Here is a 19026-nt window from a genome sequence, read left to right on the forward strand (position 1 = left end):
TATGAAGAAAAGTCTCCTGGCAGTACTGAGTTTTATCCTTCTTTCGGTTCAAGTAGCTTTGGCTCAGGAAGCGGATCGGATTACCGGGTTTTTCCCGGGAACAAGCTTTACCCGATTTGCGGAATTGGTCGAGCAGCAAACTTCCTATACTTTTTATTTCAAGGAAGCGGATGTAAAAGACCTGACCGTAAACCTTCAGGCCAATCAGGACAAGTTGGAAGATGTACTGGCCGTAATTTTCGAAAAATCGGATTTCAAATTCACCATTTCCCGGTCCAAGGAGGTCTTTATTTCCAGAGGAGAAAAGCTACAAATAGAATTCCCAACAGATTACTTCTTGAGGAATACAGCAGGAGGAGGCTCAGTCCTTCAGGATGAATTTGTTCGAAACAGAAGGTACACCTTAGGAACTCCAGGTCCAGGGACTGAGGCGAAGATTGCAGGCTTTATTACCAGTTTGGAAAACCAAAAGCCCATAGAAGGGGCGATAGTCTACGAGAAGGAAAGTCAAAGACAGACCATCACGAATCGGGAGGGGAGATACGAACTTATCCTTCCCAAGGGAAATCAAACGCTCTTGATTCAGAATATCGGTGGCTATACCGAACAAAGACTTTTGGATATTCAGGGCGATGCCACTTTGGATATTACGATTGGAGAAGGAGTTTTCTCCCTGAGTGAAGTGGTGGTAAGATCCGGAGCGCTTTCCAATGTCAGCAGACCCGAAATGGGCGTTCAGTCCCTTAGTGTGCAGCAGATGAAAAAGCTCCCAACTGTGATGGGAGAGGTGGATATTATCCGGGGGATTCTCACTATGCCCGGAGTAAATACCGCGGGTGAGGCCAGTGTAGGCTTTAATGTTCGTGGAGGGGCGGCGGACCAGAACTTGATCCTTTTGGGACAAAATACCCTGTTTAATCCTTCACACCTTTTTGGGTTCTTTTCTGCGGTCAATTCCGATATGGTGCAAGGGGTAGATTTGTACAAAGCCGGAATACCTGCCAGCTATGGGGGAAGACTTTCCTCAGTTCTACAGGTGACTCCCAAAGAGGGCAAGAAAGATAAAATCGGGGGATCGGGAGGAATCGGGCCTATGACCAGCCGCTTAAGTTTGGAAGGACCGATAGGGAAAAACACCAGTTTTGTGGTGGGAAGTCGATTGACGTATTCGGATTGGTTGTTGGATTATATTGAGGAAAGAGCGGATTTAGGAGCATCTCGGGCATTTTTTGGAGATTTCAATGCCAACCTCAGCACGCAATTAGGAGAAAAAGACAAGCTTTTTGTCTCAGGGTATTATAGCAAGGATAGATTTCAGTTTGATCCGGATACGGTTTACAGCTATTCCAACTTGAATTATGCGCTGACTTGGACGCACTATTTCAATGATCAGTTGGAGTTGGACTTATCCGTAGGCAGGGATGAGTATGAATTTGACGTACAGGGAGAAGATAATCCTCTAAATTCTTACCTCTACGGGTTCTCCGTGAAGCAGAGTTTTGTGAAGGCGGTTTTCCGTCATGAAAAAGGAGATCGGCATATCCTGACCTATGGGGTTCATGGAATTGCCTATGGATTGAATCCAGGAAAAATTGACCCCTTTGGACCAGAGAGTATTGTGATTCCTGATGAGGTGTCTCCGGAGAAAGGTTTGGAAGCCTCTCTATTTATCGGAGATGAGTTTGAAGTCAATGAGCAATTGACCTTGAGTGGGGGAGTTCGCCTGAATTGGTTTGGGAATTTTGGGCCACAGACTTTGCCGGAATATGCAGCAGGAGAGCCCTTTTTCCCGGAAAATATTGTAGGGGAGAATTCTTACACTTCCGGGGAGTTGATCAAAAGTTACCTGGGCCCAGAACTGAGATTCTCTGGAAGATATGCCTTGAATAATTGGTCTTCGGTAAAGGCTGGAGTCAATACCATGAGGCAGAATATTCACTTATTGAGTAATTCCTCGGTGATTACGCCTACGGATACCTGGAAATTGAGTGATGCCTTTATTAAACCACAGACAGGAATTCAATATGCGCTGGGATACTTCCGAAACATGCAAAACAATGCCATTGAGTTTTCCGCGGAGGTGTATTACCGAACCATGAATAATATTCTCGATTATAGATCTGGAGCTACTTTGATTCTCAATGACCGCATCGAGCAGGATGTTTTGGTGACCAAAGGGAAAGCCTATGGATTGGAACTTTACCTGAAAAAAGTAACCGGTAAGCTCAATGGATCCTTGGCCTATACCTATAGCAGATCTTTGATGCAGACCGATCCATCGGAGCAAAAAGAACAAATCAACCGCTCGGAATGGTACCCCAGTAATTTCGACCAGCCGCATAATGTAAACTTGGTGCTCAATTACGAATTAAGTCGCCGGGTTAATGCCACTTTGGCTGGGAAATATAGTACAGGTAGGCCGGTGACTTTGCCTGTGGCGAAATTCGAATATGGAGGTTCAGAGCGTGTTTATTTTGCAGACAGAAACTCATTCCGAATTCCAGATTACTTCCGTTTGGATTTCTCGGTCAATCTGGAGGGAAATCATAAGGTCAATAAGCCGGCACATGGTTCCTGGTCCTTTGGAGTCTACAATATTCTAGGTAGAGACAATGCCTATTCTGTGTATTACATTCCTGAAGGTGGAAAATTACAGGGGTATCAGCTATCCATTTTTGCTGAGCCCATTCCTTTTATTAGCTATAATTTTAGATTCTGATGAAGCAGGTATTGAAAATCGTTTTTGTGGTTTTGATAGCTCTTCAGGCTTGCAGAACACCCTTTGATCCCGAAATTCCTTCCAAAGAAATCAGTTTTCTGGTGGTGGAGGGATATTTGGATACCGAGGGAAAACGGAGTGAATTGAAATTGAGCAGAACAGTTCCTTTGGATTCTTCAACGTCCTTTTCTCCTGAAAAAAATGCCTCCGTCATACTTTCTTCACAGTCCGGACAGCAATTCCAGCTTCAGGAAGAGGAGCCGGGGATTTATGTTTTTGAAAGGAATGTACCGGAGCAGGATGTGTATAATTTGGAAATATTTCTTGCCAACGGGGAAAGATTCAAGTCCAAGCCATTAAAACCTATTTTGACACCTCCGATTATTGATGCTGGTTTTCAAAAGGATGAAGAAGGAGTGGAGGTTTTTGTGACCACAAAAGGTGATGAAAATGCAGATGATTTCCTTTGGACATTTGAAGAATCCTGGATTTACAGGCCGAGAATTCGGACAGCCTATATCTATGATTCCAAGATTGGAACGGTGAGAGACAGAACAGCAGAGGAGGATATTTCTCTGTGCTTTAAAAATGAGAGCAGTCCGGATATCTTGCTGGAGACCAGTTCAAGATTTCAAGATCAGGTAGTGTTCAAGCAAACCATCACCGAAATCCCAACTGGGGATGAACGCATCATGGAGCGATATAGCATTTTGATTTCTCAAAAGGCGATTGCTCAGGAAGATGTGGCTTTTTGGGAGATTTTGAAGAAAAACACAGAAGATATCGGCTCGATATTCAGTCCACTTCCTTCCCTGATAGGGGGGAATATATCCAGCGTGGATAATCCGAATTCTCCAGTGATTGGTCAGGTGAGTATGGGGGTAGTTCAGGAAAAAAGAATCTATATAAACCGGGTAGATGTCTCTCCATGGAATTATTTAGATCCGCAATTCAATGATTGTATTATAAGTCTGGAGCCTGTATTTACTCAGTTTTATGCTTCAACTTTTGGAAGCGGATTTGTACTTCCTACCATACCCTTGATGGCCGGTACGACGATAGTTGGCTACTATGTCACCGATAAAAGATGCGCGGATTGTACCCTGTATGCCTCACCTGTTAAACCAGAATTTTGGGAAGATGAATAAGTACAGCGATTTTAATTTTCTATCCATGCGGTTTTTTCTTCTTACCCTGAGCTTGGTGATGGGGCTTTGTTGCTCATTTGAAGTTTTTGGGCAAAATGCTGTGCAAAAAGAATCAGTGAGTTTCTCCATTCCCAAAACCTTGTATTTCACAGGTGAAAAAATCTGGATTGATGCGGAAGTTCTTTTAGGTGCCGGGTCGAGTACCTCTCAAGTTTTGTATGCCGAGCTGGTGGATGCAGAGTCCAATTCAGTCGATTATGTAAAAATGCCTTTGGTCAGGGGAAAGGCCCTGAATTATTTTAAAATCAAACAGTCCATTCCCTCTGCCAATTATTTGCTTCGGGTTTATACTCGAATCAGCCCTTATCTGAATTTAGAACAAGGAATCGCCCAGCAATTTATCACAGTAATCAATCCGAATATTCCTCCCAAACCTGCTGAAAAGAAAACAAGCGCTTTATCTCCATCTAGGCTTTCTCTTCAAAAGTCCACAGTTATTGGAGCTAATATTCCTCAGCAAAACGGGGAAATTCAGGCCATGGGATTCTCCATTGCCAATCCTTTTCTGACAGAAGAGCATCAAGCTATATCTTCAACTGAGGCATATAAAGGAATTGAAAAAAGAACGCTTTATCCGGAATTATTCGGGCATATCGTAGAGGTGAAAGTTCCCAATCCAGAGGAAAACTCTACGTATTTTCTTTCAGTCCATGGAAAGCAAAGTGCGCTCTACACGGATATTGCAGATGAAAATGGGACTCTGATTTTTGATATCGGAGGACTGAAAAATTGGGATCGAATGATCATCCAATTGGAGAATGGAGCGGAGATGCCGGGTATTCAGGTGGTTTCTCCCGTGATTCGCACCCAATTCAAGGATTCATTTACCTTTCCTGAATTGACGCTTCACACCAGTGATTTGGAGCTGCTGGAAAAACTCATCAAGGCCTCCATGGTCGAATCTTATTACAAGGAAATTTATGGGTTGGATACCGTGGAAATCGTCACTGGTTTTGTGGCAGACTATTCCTATAATCTGGATGATTATACCCGATTTGAGGATATTGAGACTGTTTTGAGAGAGTATGTTCCCAGTGTACAGGTTAGGACCAGGGAGCGAAAGAAGGAATTTCGACTCTTGGACGAGGCAAATAAAAAGGTATTCGAAGCTAATCCACTGATCTTAGTGGATGCCATGCCTGTTTTCGATTCAGACTTACTTTCCTCATTCAATCCCAAGTTTATGTCTAAGCTTGAGGTGCTGAATCGGGAGTTTTACCTGAACGAGCGGACCTATCCCGGGGTATTGAGCTGGAGCAGTTATGAAAATAATTTCGGCTTATATCCCTTGGCTCCAAGTGCACGATTTTTTGATTATTTGGGCTTGCAGCCTTTGGTCGAAATGGATAGAAACCAATTTGCAAATCCTGCCAAAGAAGAAAAATTCCCTGATTGGAGAACGATTTTGTATTGGAATTCTACAGCCTCGGGATTTAATCAAATTCAAACGCCTGCCTTGGACGGAGTTTTTGTCCTTTGGGTCAAGACCCAAGATGCTCAAGGAAAAACTCAGGTTGCTAGAACCTACTATTCCATTTTACCTTAATAAATCAGGTTTTTTACCTAGTTCCTGAGAAAGGAACTTCTGAAGTTTTTCCTGATAGGCTGCTTCACCAGGATAGCTTGGAACCAAGCCTTTTTTCTCAGGAAAAGATTCCATGTGGAGCGTTTGGGTAGGGAAAGCAAACCGTACTCCCAATGCATTGGCCAGCTTGACAGTTTGGATTAGGATTTCATGTCTAGCCCGAAGTTCTTCAGCCCAAGTCGGTAACTCAAAGAAGATGTAAAACATTACATCCTGACTATAGGCAGAAAGGTTGTTGAAATAGACATGATACAAGTCCTTTCGCGTATCAGGATGGGCCAAAACAATTTCTCGTAAGCCTTTTACAAACTCATCAATCAATTCCGGTGGAGTATCGTAAGTGATGGTCAGTGTGGTGAAAAAGCGACGATATTTTCTCAGACCATGGTTATCCACCACGGAATCGGCGATTTTTCCATTCGGCACATACATGACCGAATTCCTGAAAGTCCGGATTCTTGTAGATCGGAAGCCAACCTCTTCCACCGTTCCATCAATATCTCCAGAGGTCACCCAATCTCCAACTTGGAAGGGTTTGTCAATAAATATCATGATGGAGCCAAAGAAGTTTTTGATCGTGTCCTGAGCTGCTAAGGCAATGGCCACACCACCAATTGAAAGTCCGGTGAGGAAAGGAATTATGTCAAAATTCAGCCCGTCCCGAAGAATGAAAAGGGTACCGACTAAGATGACCAAAGCTTTCAAAGTTTTTCTCACCAATGGAACCAATTGGTCGTCTAGGGTAGATTCGGTTTTGGTAGCCAAATGAGAAAAATAGGCAGCGATGATGTCTACGATTTTGTAGAAAATCACCGTGATAAAGAAAGGCTTCAGGGTGCTAAACAAGATGACCACCCATGCCCAGATTTCCGCAGGCAACTGAAGAACCCGCATCAACAGGGAAAGGATCACCACGATCAGGTAAAAGCTCGTGATCTTCGCAATGGGAAGCAGGTAGTTTTCTCCGATATACCCATAGCCCAGTCTTCTCATGATATAGATCAATCCCCTATCCACCAAGAAAGTGAAAAGGAAATGAGCCAAAAAAGTCAGGATGATCAGGATGCCGAGTCCTATGAGTTGCCAAAGCTGAAGGCCTAAGTATTCATCGGTTCCGATTTGAGGAAGGATATCTAGTAGTTCTGCTGTGCCATAGGGATAGGTTTCAGCATGAATTCGCTCGATTCTGGAAACTGAAAAGGCTGAAAACTTCCATTGCTTGCCCGACTTTTCAAGGTAAATATTCGGAGCCTTGATTTTGTCGAAGTAATACTTGGGTTCGGAACCAGCTGTGGAATCCAAATAGTTGGGGTCATTGGGGATTTCGCTGGTGTGGATGATTACCCCTTTTCCCTCTAATATTTGCTTCAGCTTGACTGCAAGGTCTTTTTTGTCTCCTTCTACACCACGAAAATCCATGGTTTTGGCGGCTGTTTCCGGAGAAAAATTCGATTTCTCCAAATTGAAAAAGAAGCTGAGTGTGGTATGGTAAGGGGTGCTTAGATTGATTTCATCCGCCAGATTTTCAGTTACATTTTTATCATCAATTAGCTGAGCATTTGCTATTTCTGAACTGAATAAAAGGAAAAAGATTACTAGAAAATGCCTGTAATTCATCTTTGGTTTTTGGATAATAGGGCCGCAATTTACTCATTCCAATTTGGGAGCCCAAGGACAAGGGGATTAATCGGGCATCAGGTACTCAAAGAGCTGCTTCCCGGATCGGGTTCGAATTCGGTATTGTTTTTCAGCCGCGGAATGGGTGATTTGAATTTTTCCTGTGCTTTCCAAAGGAGTTTCGGTAAGCAGCGTGCCCTTTAAATCATAAAGGAATCCAAAGCCCTGGACGGGATCGGTGACCGCGATGATTTTTCTCTCCGAGCCAAAATCATAAAAATTTACCAAGAGTTCTTCCCCAGAATGGGAAAGGGTGCAAAGTGTATTTTCCTCGGGATCCAGGATCTTGGTCTTGTTAAATTGACGGATCAAAATCAAGTAAGAATTCCCATTCTGATCAGGGATCAACTCAAATTGATCATCCCGGTTTTCCTTGATGAGCTGGTTTCTATAGATGATTTCCCCGGAAAAATTACCTGCAATGACTTCTCCCGTTTTGGAAATCCCATGGATTCCCTGCCCTTTGGTTTTTCCTTCTGAAGAAACCAAAAGAGCGGTTTTCAATTCTTTTCCAAAAGCAATTGGTCCGCCCGGTTGCTTTTCTCCTCTTCTGTTGAGAAGATGGAAATTCCCGCTGATTCCCTGAGCCACCATGTAATCTCCTTTTCCGGCTACCCGAATATGAGCCGGGGATTGGATGACTTCTTCACCAAGTTTGAGTGGATTCCATCCCTCCAGTTTATTTCCTTCCTTGTCCAGAAGCCAGAGATTCCCAGCAGATGTGGCTACAAAGTATCTATACTCCTTGGAATTGTCATAATCCACCAGATTTAACTGGGTTATCGATTCATTGCCCAGAGAAATCGGATAGCCAGGAAGTGGATTTCCCAAGCGGTCAATGCCGTAGATATATTTATTGGTAGCCAGAAGGACCTGTAGCTTTCCGTTTTTGTAATAGTCAATCTGAAAAGCCTCGGAAATAACTTGCCCAGAAAGTGGAACGGAATAAACCGTTTCTCCTCCCGAGTTCACCAGATGAAGGACGCTATTTTCATCTTGAACAAGGATATCCTCTGTTCTGTCATTGAAGTTTGCGATTGCCTTGGGACCAAAAGAAAGTGAGGTGGCGAAGGAAACTTGTTTATTTGGGGTCAAAACCAAAGAAGCGGTCTTTGGGGCTTCTGCCATTCTACCAGCTTGAAAGGGAAGAAGCAAAGAGACTTCTTTTTTACCTGCTATTTCATTGATCCGCAGGGTTAAATAAGGAAAAGACTTGAAAACCGATCCATATTTCTGGAGAAAGGAACTCCAGGTAGGATTAGAGTTTTTGGTCCATTTGCTCCAGATTTTAGGAAGGATGAATGTTTTGCTATAGCCTGAGGAAGGGTTGATAGACATGGATTCACCGGAGGAGGATCTATTCCATGTATTTCCAACCCGGACATCATCCAAAATCATTTTCATCCCGGGAGCGGAATTGGCTAGAATTAGGATTTCACCCAGTAAGGCAATATGGGTTTGGGTAAAGCCTTGATATTTTCCTTTGAAAACATGGGCAGGAAATTCCTCTTCTGGGAAAAATAAGATCTCATTTTCCAAATAAAAATCCCGGGAATGCCCTTCCGTTTGGTTGCTGTATTCATTCAAATAAGCCCAGACCTGCTCAGGATTGGAGCATCTTGCAAATACTGCAAGGTTATTCTCTTGGTTGGCTACGGATTCGAGTTCCAAGAAATATTGCTCTCCGGTGAAGAAATCCAAAAATCCCCGATCTAAAAGTCGGGCTTGAATTTCCCCGCTTACTGTTGATTTAGGAGTGAAAGCGCGATTTTCTAATTTTTGAGATTCATAAATTCCATCCAGATTAATCTGTGTAAGCGAAAGCGTTCGGTTGGAAATCAGTTTTTCAAATTCTGAGAAATTAGCCTTGATAGAAGGTAAGAAACTTGCTTCCTGATCCAAGAGGGCTATTCCTCTGAACTCCAGCTGATTTTCTTCGAAGAATAGATCCAAAGCCACCACTTGCTGAGCAATTGCCAATTCCTGAGCTAAAGGAGAATCCTTTGAGGAACCGATTCCAGATAAGCCTTTGGATAGTCCTTTTGAAGTGAGATATAATCTTCCAATTCCTTCAGGCTGGTCTAGGTTTTCTCCCAGTTTATTTGCCAAAGAATTCGGGTTATCACTTAAAAAAAGCCGAATTGCGTCTTCCACCAAAAAAGAAGATTCTGATACCAGCAGGACATTATTCAAATGGGAGATGGTCCATTTTCTAGAGTTTTGTGCGTCAAAGTATTCCCAGACAGGTTGATCACTGTAGGATCTTTCTTGTATTCTGGATTTCTCAGGGATTTTGGTTTTGATTTCCTCAATCAGTTCCAAGGGTTCTTTACTCTCCAGATCTAGCGTAAAAAGTAGATCAAAGCTATCTGCTCCAGTAGTATGGTAACTGACGGTAATGTGTTTGTTTTGTAGGATTTTTGTGACAAATCCAGATTTTCCGGTGAGGCTGTCTAAAGTCACCAGATTGGTGGAAAAATTTTCAAAAGCTGGGAGTTGAGATAAAATCCCCCATACAGGCTGTTGGACTAATTCATTCCAGGCTTGGTCTCCCTGATAAGTTTCAAAGGTGAAAGCGGCCTCAGCTGAAATCAGCTCTAAGTTGTTGATGGATTTACCTGAAAAGTATTTTTTGTAAAGGGTGTACCCTCCCCAAGCCAATAAAATTAGAGCAACAAGAATAAAAAGGCTTTTCAGGATTTTCACTTTGCTTGTTTGGGCGAATCTGACCTTAGTTTACGAAAAAGACCCAAGAATCGCCTCATTAATAACGATCCTTGGGTCAATTTTCTTGATTACCGGATATTATTTACCCAGTTTATCCAACACGTTCATTACTTCTTTCACGTGTCCTCTTGAAGTTTCCAATAATGCTTTTTCCTCAGCGTTTAGGTCAAGCTCGATAACTTTTTCGATACCGTTTTTGCCCAAAATCACTGGAACGCCTAGGTAGCAATCATCGATTCCGTATTCTCCATCCAGTTTGATACATACTGGGAATACTCTTCTCTGATTTTTCAAGATGGCTTCAACCATTTGAGCTGCTGCAGATCCTGGAGCATACCAAGCAGAAGTACCCATCAATTTCACCAATTCTCCACCACCGAACTTGGTTCTTTCGATGATCGCGTCCAATTTGTCTTTGTCTACCAATTCAGTCACTGGGATACCAGCTACAGTAGTATATCTTGGAAGCGGAACCATGGTGTCACCATGTCCACCCATCAAAATAGCCTGGATTTCTTTTCCAGATACATTTAGCTCTTCAGCCAAAAATGCTCTGTAACGAGCAGTATCCAAGATGCCCGCCATACCCATTACTTTGGTACGAGGAAGGCCAGAAGTCAAATGCGCCTGATAAGTCATCACGTCCAAAGGATTGGAAACCACGATGATGATCGCATTTGGAGAATACTTGATCACGTTTTCAGTAACGGATTTCACGATACCTGCATTGGTCTCGATCAAATCGTCACGGGTCATGCCTGGTTTTCTTGGAAGACCAGAAGTGATCACCACTACGTCTGAGTTAGCAGTCTTGCTGTAGTCGTTGGTGCTGCCTACTGTTCTGCTGTCATACTGATTGATTGGAGCTTTTTGCCAAATATCCAAGGCTTTACCTTCGGCAATACCTTCTTTGATATCTACCAAAACAATCTCTTCGGCTACTTCGCGATAGGCTAAAACGTCAGCACAGGTGGCTCCTACGTTACCTGCACCTACTACGGTTACTTTGCTCATGATTTTATATGTTTTTGTTGAATGCACTTAAAAAGCGGCGCTAAGATATTAAACAACAACAAGGAATTGAAGCCTGTTTCGGAATACTTTGGCTAGGCCTTGAGATTTTTGATAAATGAAAAATGCGGAGGATGAGGGGATTATTCAAACATCTGTCTGAGGCTGAAAAACCCAAAGGATTCCCGGTACGATCTGAATAGTCGCTGATTGTTGGTATTGTAGTATTCAGCCAAAGATGTCATCATTTTGGCCTTGATTTTTGGGTTAGTGTCAAAGATCTCCTGAATGGCAAAGTGAGGAATCACGATTAATTCAGCCTCTTCTGAAATCACCAAAGCCGTGTAGGTCCGCTTCGCATTTTCCAAAAGGGAGTTTTCACCAAAAGCATCACCTTTGGAAAGCTCCATGATGGTTTCAAAGTTGTCTTTGACATCAATAGTCAGGTTTATTGCTCCTCTTTTTATAAGGTATAAGGCTTGGCTGGGATCTTTGCTGAAGAATACCACTTCATCCCTGACGTACTTGCGATGATGCATGGCAGGTAAAAATCTAGCCATTTCTTTTTGTCTGAGTCGTTCAAAAAATTTGATCCCTTGAAGAAACTCAAACATTTGGATGTCTGCCGGTTCGTAGGTTTTGGAAAATGGATTTTGCATCGATCAGCTCTTTTTGAAATATAAGATTTTTCGGGAAGAAGGAGTTCTTTTTGCCCAATCAGCAATTCTGTAGCCAATAACCCAGGCTATTTTTCCTCCGGAAACCATGACTTTCACACCTTCTTTTTGGATCATAGGAACTTTGGAATCAATCAGGAAATCGGAAACTTTCTTGGATGAATCCATACCCAGTGGATTAAATCTATCACCTTCCTCCCATGTTCTAATCTCCAAAGGAAATTCCAATAAATCAGCATCCAATTGCGCATTTTCAGGGTTTTTGTCCAAAGGGTTTTCCTGACTTAAGATTTCAATGGAATAGTTCCCCTCAGGAAGCTTGAAATTTTTGTCTTCGGCATTGATTGAAATTGGAAAGAATTCTTGTTTTCTGTCTGCCAGGAATATTCCTTCTCGATCCAAATTCACCTGATGACTGACTCTTTTAAAAATCTTTCCCGGTAAGCCTTTTTCTACGGAGTCATTGATTTGCTGGGCCTGGTCAGAATTGAAACCGTAAGTTCTTAGCCAAAAGTAAATCAGACTTGCTGCGCCTGGCTGATTTTGTATGGAGGAATAAGGAAGAAATTGATGTGTTTTTTCGATTTGGACGTGGGTCCTTTTCCAGTCTTCGAAAAGGCCCAGAAATGCTTTGCCGGTATCTTTTAGTCTGGAGAAACTGGTCAAAAGATTTTTCCGACCGTCTTGTTCTAAATCCAATAGTGTAGGAATTCCCTGAAGCCTCAACTTGTTCCGCTTGTAATCAGCTTTTTTGTTTGAGCTATCCTCTCTCCATTCTAGGGAATTTTCTTTTACATAAGTTTCGATCTCAGACCTGCTAAAAGGTAAAAGTGGACGGATCAACCAACCTTTCCGCTCGGCCATTCCATAAATCCCTTCGATACCTGTTCCCCTGAGGAGATTAAGTAGAATAGTTTCAATCTGGTCATCCTCGTGGTGGGCCAGAAAAATTCCTTGGAGATTTTCCTTTTTTCTAACCATTTCAAAAAAATCATAGCGAATCTCTCTTGCTGCCATTTGAATAGAAATGCCTTTTTCTTCTGCTAATGCTGCGGCGGAAGCTCTTTGGATATGGATTGGGATTTCATTTTCTGAGGCCCAGTTTTTCGCAAATTCTTCATCTCCATCACTTTCTTCTCCCCGTAGCCCAAAATTCACATGTGCCAGTTGGAATGGTGTTTCGGACCTTTTCAGTAAATGGGCCAGGCAAACACTGTCCATTCCCCCGCTGAAAGCCAAAAGATACTGGGATTCACTCGAGGTGTCCAAAAGATGTTGGATATGAGTTAAAAATCGATGAAACATTGATCAAAAATAGTTTTTTCTCCGTTTCCTAGCTTGGTTTGAATCAGGAACCTTTCAAAGGTTTAACTCAGATTATGATTTGGGCTTATCGCATTCCCATCCTTTCTCCTAATTTTGCTCTGCAATCGCGACAAATGAATTTCCGAATTAAAGCTACTTTCCTTTTCCTTCTATTGGTTTTCCAAGCGTTTTCTTGGAATGCTTTTGCTCAGCAAAGTTCCACTTTGGAGATCAACCAAGCAGATCTTTTGAGAGGAGCAAATGGTTTTGAGAGACTTTTGGGAAATGTGAAAATGACCCATCAAAACTCCCTGATTTATTGTGATTCGGCACATTTTTTCAGAAATGAAAACAGGGCTCAGCTTTTTGGAAACGTGAAAATCGAGGATTTGCAAGATCCAATCGTTACCACTGGTCGCTATGCCGAGTATGATGGAAATACCAAAATCGCAAAGCTGCGGAACAATGTGCGGTTCACTAATCAGGAAACCACACTGACCACCGATTACCTGGATTACAATAGAGAGACAAACATTGCGACCTATTTTAACAAAGGGAAAGTAGTGGATTCGGTAAATGTCCTGACTAGTGAAAGGGGAGTTTATGAGGTCAATCTGGAGAAAATCACGTTTTTGGATGATGTTGTTTTAGAAAATCCTGACTACACACTGAAGACAGGAAATCTGGAATATTATACCATTCCAAAAACCTCAGAGACGGTAGGCCTGACCAATATTGTTTCCAAAGAAGGATATACCCTTGATGCCCAAAAGGGGAGTTTTTATGACACCCAGAAAAAGCAATTCAGATTTTTTGACGGGATTGTGGAAAATGAGACCAGTCGGATCAAGGCCATGGAATTATTCTACGACGAAAACCTGGCCTATTATGAAGGAAAAGAGGATGTCCGGGTGTTAAATAAGGAAAGAGATGTGGAGGTTTTTGGGGATGAAGGGAAGTATTGGGAGGAGAAAAAATACAGTTTGATATATGGAAATAGTTTGGTCAGAAGGTATTTCGAAAAGGACACTTTATACCTAGCTGCTGATACTTTGATTTCCCAAGACAGTGAAGCCGATACGGCTAAGTTCCTCCTTGCATTCCATAAGATCCGGCTCTTTAAAACTGACTTAGCTGGTATTTCGGATTCCCTGAAATACAATTACTCTGACTCTTCCATCCAGCTTTTCCAAGATCCTGTCCTTTGGAATAATAAAAGTCAGATTGAGGCGGATACCATGATCTTTTATATAGCAAATGAACAGCTGGATCGGGTGTTTATGAAGGACAAGGCCTTTGCCATCATGACAGATACTTTGCTCAATTACAATCAGATGAAGGGCAGGAAAATGACTGGATATTTTAAGGAAGGCCAAATAGAAACCCTACAAGTGGACGGAAATGGGGAGTCACTTTATTTCGCACTTGAAGCAGATACCTTAACTCAAGGCGTAAATAGAATCCTTAGTGCAAATATCAAAATGGTTTTTAAGGATGGGGCGGTTCAAAAAGCCAACTTCATGGTGAGGCCTGATGGGAAGTTTACTCCAGTACAAAAGCTAGACGACAAAACCTCCAAACTAGAAGGCTTTCAATGGAGAATTGAGGAGAAACCGGATAAAGCTACCATAGATGCCTGGAGAAAGGTGGTGGAAATTGATCCGAAAATGAAAAATCTTTTTGATGAGCCTGATGTGAAAATAGAAATGCCCACCGAGCGGCAAATTCAGGAAAAACTCAAAAAATCGAATTTGAACTATCCATAATTGGAATTCGAGAAAGTCAGAATTCAGATTATTTTCCCCTGGACAGAAATTTTTGAGAAAACCAGTTAAAGGTTAACAACAATTAACCGGGAATTTTATTGTATAGGCAACCAAAAAGATAATTTTGTACGTATATTAAAGTCAGGTAATAAACTGATTAAGGGCTTATAGAATAAATCTTTACATGAAATTCCTCCTCAAATTTTTTATGTCAATCCTATTGACACTGCCCATGGTATCCTTGGCGCAGGAGGTGGAGGTGCTTAGTGGCCCGGTTGATTTTGGAGGTGAAATTGGAAGTATGCAGAGAAAAACCATACTTCTTCAAAATGGATCCTTACAAACAAAAACGTATTTTCTCAAAAGTCTTCGTGGAGGTATAGGCTCTTCCCAAAAGGTTAGAATTTGTATCGGAGATCAGTGCTTTGATCCAAAGAGAGATTTAGCGAAAATCAATTTGAAACTAGCCCCAGGTGAAATTTTCACAGATTTGTACCTAGAATTTGAAATGGGGATTACAGAAACAAGAGGAAGTTTTGACCTCTTATTTGTGAATGTAGAAAATTTAAGAGACAGTTTCGTCGTTGAAGCTAAGTATGAGGTCAAAGCAGATGGAAAGGAAAATTTCACACATAAGGATATAAAAATCAGTGAAATTTATCCGAACCCTAGCAATAGAGTTGCCCAGTTGGATTATGAATTGGTCAATCCAAAGGCTAAAGCGAAAATCACCATCAATAGCTTCATTGGTAATCCTATTGCTGAATATGAATTAGATCCTACTCGATCCTCTCTGGTCATAAACGTGACAGACTTTCAGCCGGGGGTTTATTTCTACACCCTTTTCGTGGATAACAAAAACGTGGTGACCAAAAAGTTACAGGTTAAGAAGTAAGGTTCCCTCTCCTCCAATTTCCTTGAATCAAAATAAATTTCCCGTATATTTGCGGTCTTGTAAATGAAAATGCAGTACAAATCCCTCTTTCTATTTCTTCTAGTTCTTATTGCCTCCTCTTGTGGACCATTCAACAAGTTGGAGAAGAGTACCAACTGGGAGGAGCTTTACAATGGTGCCAACCGATATTATCAAGAAGGGGAGTACAATAAAGCGATCATTCTTTACGACAAGGTTCTTCCAGTAATTAAAGGTTCTGAGAAGGCAGAAATGGCAGAGTATAACTACGCCAATTGCCATTTCAAGACTAAGAGATATATCGAGGCTGCAGGTTATTTCAATAATTTTTATCGAACCTACAATAGAAGTCCATTGGCGGAGGAAGCACTTTTCATGCATGCTTATTCTCTTTATTTGGATTCGCCAGATTACAATTTGGATCAGCAAAGCAGCCAAGAAGCAGTAGCAGCTATTCAGCAGTTTGTAACCAGATTTCCGGGTTCCGCTAGCTACGAAAGAGCCATGAGCATGCTTCAGGATTTGGAACAGCGTTTTGAACTGAAATCTTACAATGAGTCCAAAATGTATTATCGCTTAAAAGATGGATTGTATCCGGGCGATTTCTATAGGGCTTGTATTATCAACTTCCAGAATTTCACCAAGGACTATCCTGAGAGTAAGTACAATGAAGAGCTTTCTTATCTTTTGGTGGAAGTGGCTTTTGGATATGCCAAAAACAGCGCGTTTGACAAAAAAGAAGATCGTTTAAACGATGCCATTAAATTCGCCAATAATTTCTACAGAAGATATCCAAATAGCGGTTACACGGTAGAGGTTAAAAAATTTGAGAATCAGACTCGAGAAGAGTTTGAAGCTCACATGAAGTTGAAAAAGGAATATAATGAACGTCTTGCAGCTCAAAATGAAAGAGCTCCAGAGACACAAGAAAATAAATAACAAAGAAAATTAAATCTAGAAGATATGGCTATCAACCCATCCATTATTACGCGTGATTTGGATAAAGTGGCAGAAACCACTGGAAACATTTATGAATCAATCCATATCATTGGACAGCGCGCTAAGCAGATTTCAACTAATCTGAAAGAAGAGTTGAATACTAAACTTTCTGAATTTGCTTCTACTGTAGACAACTTGGAAGAAGTATTCGAAAACAAGGAGCAAATTGAAATCTCCAAGTTTTACGAAAGAATGCCAAAGCCTTCTACACTTGCCATGGAAGAATTTATGGAAGGAAAGGTTTATTATAGATTCCCAGAACAGGAATCTGCAGAATAATCCCAATGAACTTAAAGGGAAAGCGGATTCTTCTTGGCGTTACGGGCAGTATTGCTGCCTACAAATCAGCGCTATTAACCCGCCTACTCATCAAATCCGGAGCAGAAGTGCAAATTATCATGAGCGCTTCTGCTCTTGATTTTATTACCCCTCTGACACTTTCTACCCTTTCCAAAAATCCAGTTCACTCTGAATTTTCTAACAAGAAAACAGGAGAATGGACCAATCACGTTGAGTTGGGTTTATGGGCTGATCTTTTTATCGTAGCTCCCGCCAGTGCAAATACCCTTGGCAAATTCGCCAATGGAATTTGTGACAACCTGCTTACAGCAACCTATCTATCAGCCAGATGTCCGGTGATGGTTGCCCCAGCGATGGATTTGGACATGTACCAGCATCCCTCAGTTAAGAATAATCTCAAGAAACTTTCTTCTTTCGGAAATATTGTCCTTGAAGCAGAATCTGGGGAATTAGCCAGTGGGCTTTCCGGTCAGGGAAGAATGATGGAGCCCGAACATATTTTAGCCGAAGTATTCGATTTTTTTTCCAAGAAAAATGACTTCTCAGGTAGAAAAGTCCTGATCACACTTGGTCCTACTCAGGAGGCAATTGACCCAGTCAGATTTATCAGTAATCATTCCAGCGGGAAAATGGGTTTTGCCATTGCAAAGGCTTTTCAGCAAAGAGGTGCAGAAGTTTTTGTCATTGCCGGTCCAGTTGCCTTAGATTTGAGTCAAAAGGGATTCCAGGTGACTCATGTTTCCTCTGCAAAGGAAATGTATGCTGCAGCTGCAAAACTCCATGCTAATATCGATATCTGCGTTTTTTCTGCTGCAGTAGCTGACTATGCTCCCCTTGAAGCAGCTCCTGAAAAAATCAAAAAGCAAGATGCGGAACTCACCCTAAAAATGGTCAAAAACGTGGATATAGCGTTTGAATTGGGGAAATTGAAAAGGCAGAATCAAATCCATGTGGGCTTTGCCTTGGAAACCGAAAATGAAGAATTCCACGCAAAGGCTAAATTGGATAAGAAAAACTTTGATTTGATCGTTTTAAATTCCGCTAGAGAAGAAGGCGCTGGTTTCAGACATGATACCAATCGAGTGAAGATTTTTCATCGAGATGGAAAAACCTTTCATTCAGAATTGGCTCTTAAATCAGAAATTGCAGAACTGATTCTCGATGAAGTAAAAAAAGCTCCGGTTTGGATATGACCAACCTAATTTTCCTTAGTTTAGATTTATGAGGAAGCTTTGTCTTTTATTTTTCTTGGTTTTGAATTTTACAGCTCTTGAAGCTCAGGAGCTGAACTTCTCAGTAATCATCAATAGTGATCGTTCCCGTTTCCAAAACACGGATATTTTTAATCAGATGAAAAATAACTTCCAGCAGTTTTTGAATGGAAGATCATGGACGACAGATGAATTTCGCCCGGAGGAAAGAATAAAAGGGAATCTACTGATTACCATCAATGATGTTCCTCAGGTTGGGATTTACAATGCCACAGTTCAGATTCAAGTGGTCAGGCCTATTTATGGGACCAATTATGAGTCCTTGGTTTTCAATTTTGCGGACCGAAATTGGACTTTTGAATATATCGAGTCTCAACCTTTAGAATTTAACAGGTTTACTTTTTTAAATAATATCAGCTCCCTTTTGGCCTTTTATGCTCATATCGCTTTGGGGATAGATTATGACTCTTTTTCCAACCGTGGAGGCAATCCATTTTTCGAAGTGGCTAATGATATTGTAAATAATGCCCAGCAATCTGGAAGACCGGGCTGGGTTCAGAATCCCAACGATCGAAGAAGCCGATATTGGTTGATTAATGATATTTTCGTTTCTCCGATTTATTCCCCGATCAGGGATGCTTATTACCTCTATCATCGACAGGGAATGGACTTGGTTCAGGTCGACCCTGAAACGGCCTATAAAAATATCCTGGAAGCCATTCGTTTGGTGGCAGAGGCCAATAGACTTCAGCCCAATGGGATTTTTACTATTTCCTTTATGGATGCAAAAAGCGATGAAATTTCCCAAATTCTGAAAAATGCCCCATTTGAAATAAAGGAAGAGGCTGTCAAACTTCTTTTGGAGGTGGATCCAAACAATGCCAAAAAGTATAATGAGCTACTGAGAAGCTAAGCTTGATTTTTTTAG

General features: G+C 41.6%; 14 protein-coding genes. 9 read left to right on the forward strand and 5 right to left on the reverse strand.

What is annotated here, in order from left to right; genetic code table 11:
* The first annotated feature begins 1 nt into the window (after window position 1).
* The 3 genes from DFQ04_RS16500 to DFQ04_RS16510 are packed head-to-tail and all read left to right on the forward strand — an operon-like array spanning window position 2 to window position 5473.
* Window positions 2–2719 (forward strand): TonB-dependent receptor, encoded by a 2718-nt coding sequence (locus tag DFQ04_RS16500; protein WP_133557884.1) that lies wholly within the window; start codon window positions 2–4, stop codon window positions 2717–2719.
* The gene (locus DFQ04_RS16505) at window positions 2719–3867 is read left to right on the forward strand and encodes a DUF4249 domain-containing protein (RefSeq protein WP_133557886.1); all 1149 of its coding nucleotides are present in this window, start codon (window positions 2719–2721) and stop codon (window positions 3865–3867) included. The genes DFQ04_RS16500 and DFQ04_RS16505 overlap by 1 nt, the downstream gene beginning before the upstream one ends.
* Window positions 3860–5473 carry a hypothetical protein gene (locus DFQ04_RS16510; RefSeq protein WP_133557888.1) on the forward strand — a complete coding sequence of 538 codons (1614 nt, stop codon included), beginning with the start codon at window positions 3860–3862 and terminating at the stop codon, window positions 5471–5473. The genes DFQ04_RS16505 and DFQ04_RS16510 overlap by 8 nt, the downstream gene beginning before the upstream one ends.
* On the opposite strand, the gene DFQ04_RS16515 is transcribed toward DFQ04_RS16510, so the two are convergent.
* The 5 genes from DFQ04_RS16515 to tilS form a co-directional block, all read right to left on the reverse strand.
* Window positions 5465–7129 carry a mechanosensitive ion channel family protein gene (locus DFQ04_RS16515; protein ID WP_133557890.1) on the reverse strand — a complete coding sequence of 555 codons (1665 nt, stop codon included), beginning with the start codon at window positions 7127–7129 and terminating at the stop codon, window positions 5465–5467. The two genes, DFQ04_RS16510 and DFQ04_RS16515, sit on opposite strands and share 9 nt — an antisense overlap.
* Window positions 7130–7195: 66 nt before the next feature.
* Window positions 7196–9895 carry a hypothetical protein gene (locus tag DFQ04_RS16520; RefSeq protein ID WP_133557892.1) on the reverse strand — a complete coding sequence of 900 codons (2700 nt, stop codon included), beginning with the start codon at window positions 9893–9895 and terminating at the stop codon, window positions 7196–7198.
* 99 nt (window positions 9896–9994) lie between these two features.
* Complete coding sequence (gene mdh, locus DFQ04_RS16525; RefSeq protein ID WP_133557894.1) at window positions 9995–10930, reverse strand: malate dehydrogenase; 936 nt, start codon at window positions 10928–10930, stop codon at window positions 9995–9997.
* A 140-nt stretch (window positions 10931–11070) separates the two neighbouring features.
* The gene (locus DFQ04_RS16530; RefSeq protein ID WP_133557896.1) at window positions 11071–11586 is read right to left on the reverse strand and encodes a Crp/Fnr family transcriptional regulator; all 516 of its coding nucleotides are present in this window, start codon (window positions 11584–11586) and stop codon (window positions 11071–11073) included.
* A 3-nt stretch (window positions 11587–11589) separates the two neighbouring features.
* Window positions 11590–12909 (reverse strand): tRNA lysidine(34) synthetase TilS, encoded by a 1320-nt coding sequence (gene tilS / locus DFQ04_RS16535; protein WP_133557898.1) that lies wholly within the window; start codon window positions 12907–12909, stop codon window positions 11590–11592.
* 134 nt (window positions 12910–13043) lie between these two features.
* Between tilS and DFQ04_RS16540 the strand changes: the two genes are divergently transcribed.
* From DFQ04_RS16540 to porD, 6 genes are all read left to right on the forward strand, one after another.
* Window positions 13044–14675, forward strand: a complete 1632-nt coding sequence (locus DFQ04_RS16540) for an OstA-like protein (RefSeq protein ID WP_133557900.1) — start codon at window positions 13044–13046, stop codon at window positions 14673–14675.
* Between the two features lie 208 nt (window positions 14676–14883).
* On the forward strand, window positions 14884–15570 hold the full coding sequence (locus DFQ04_RS16545) for a T9SS type A sorting domain-containing protein (RefSeq protein ID WP_243739707.1): 687 nt from the start codon (window positions 14884–14886) through the stop codon (window positions 15568–15570).
* A gap of 63 nt (window positions 15571–15633) precedes the next feature.
* Entirely contained in the window at window positions 15634–16527 is an 894-nt protein-coding gene (locus DFQ04_RS16550) for an outer membrane protein assembly factor BamD (protein WP_394345584.1), read from the forward strand.
* Window positions 16528–16551: 24 nt separating this feature from the next.
* Complete coding sequence (locus tag DFQ04_RS16555; RefSeq protein WP_133557906.1) at window positions 16552–16866, forward strand: DNA-directed RNA polymerase subunit omega; 315 nt, start codon at window positions 16552–16554, stop codon at window positions 16864–16866.
* 5 nt (window positions 16867–16871) lie between these two features.
* Window positions 16872–18080 (forward strand): bifunctional phosphopantothenoylcysteine decarboxylase/phosphopantothenate--cysteine ligase CoaBC, encoded by a 1209-nt coding sequence (coaBC, locus tag DFQ04_RS16560; RefSeq protein WP_133557908.1) that lies wholly within the window; start codon window positions 16872–16874, stop codon window positions 18078–18080.
* A gap of 28 nt (window positions 18081–18108) precedes the next feature.
* Window positions 18109–19011 carry a type IX secretion system protein PorD gene (gene porD, locus DFQ04_RS16565; RefSeq protein ID WP_133557910.1) on the forward strand — a complete coding sequence of 301 codons (903 nt, stop codon included), beginning with the start codon at window positions 18109–18111 and terminating at the stop codon, window positions 19009–19011.
* The last annotated feature ends 15 nt before the right edge of the window (window positions 19012–19026 follow it).

The organism is Algoriphagus boseongensis (assembly GCF_004362805.1).
Taxonomy (GTDB): domain Bacteria; phylum Bacteroidota; class Bacteroidia; order Cytophagales; family Cyclobacteriaceae; genus Algoriphagus; species Algoriphagus boseongensis.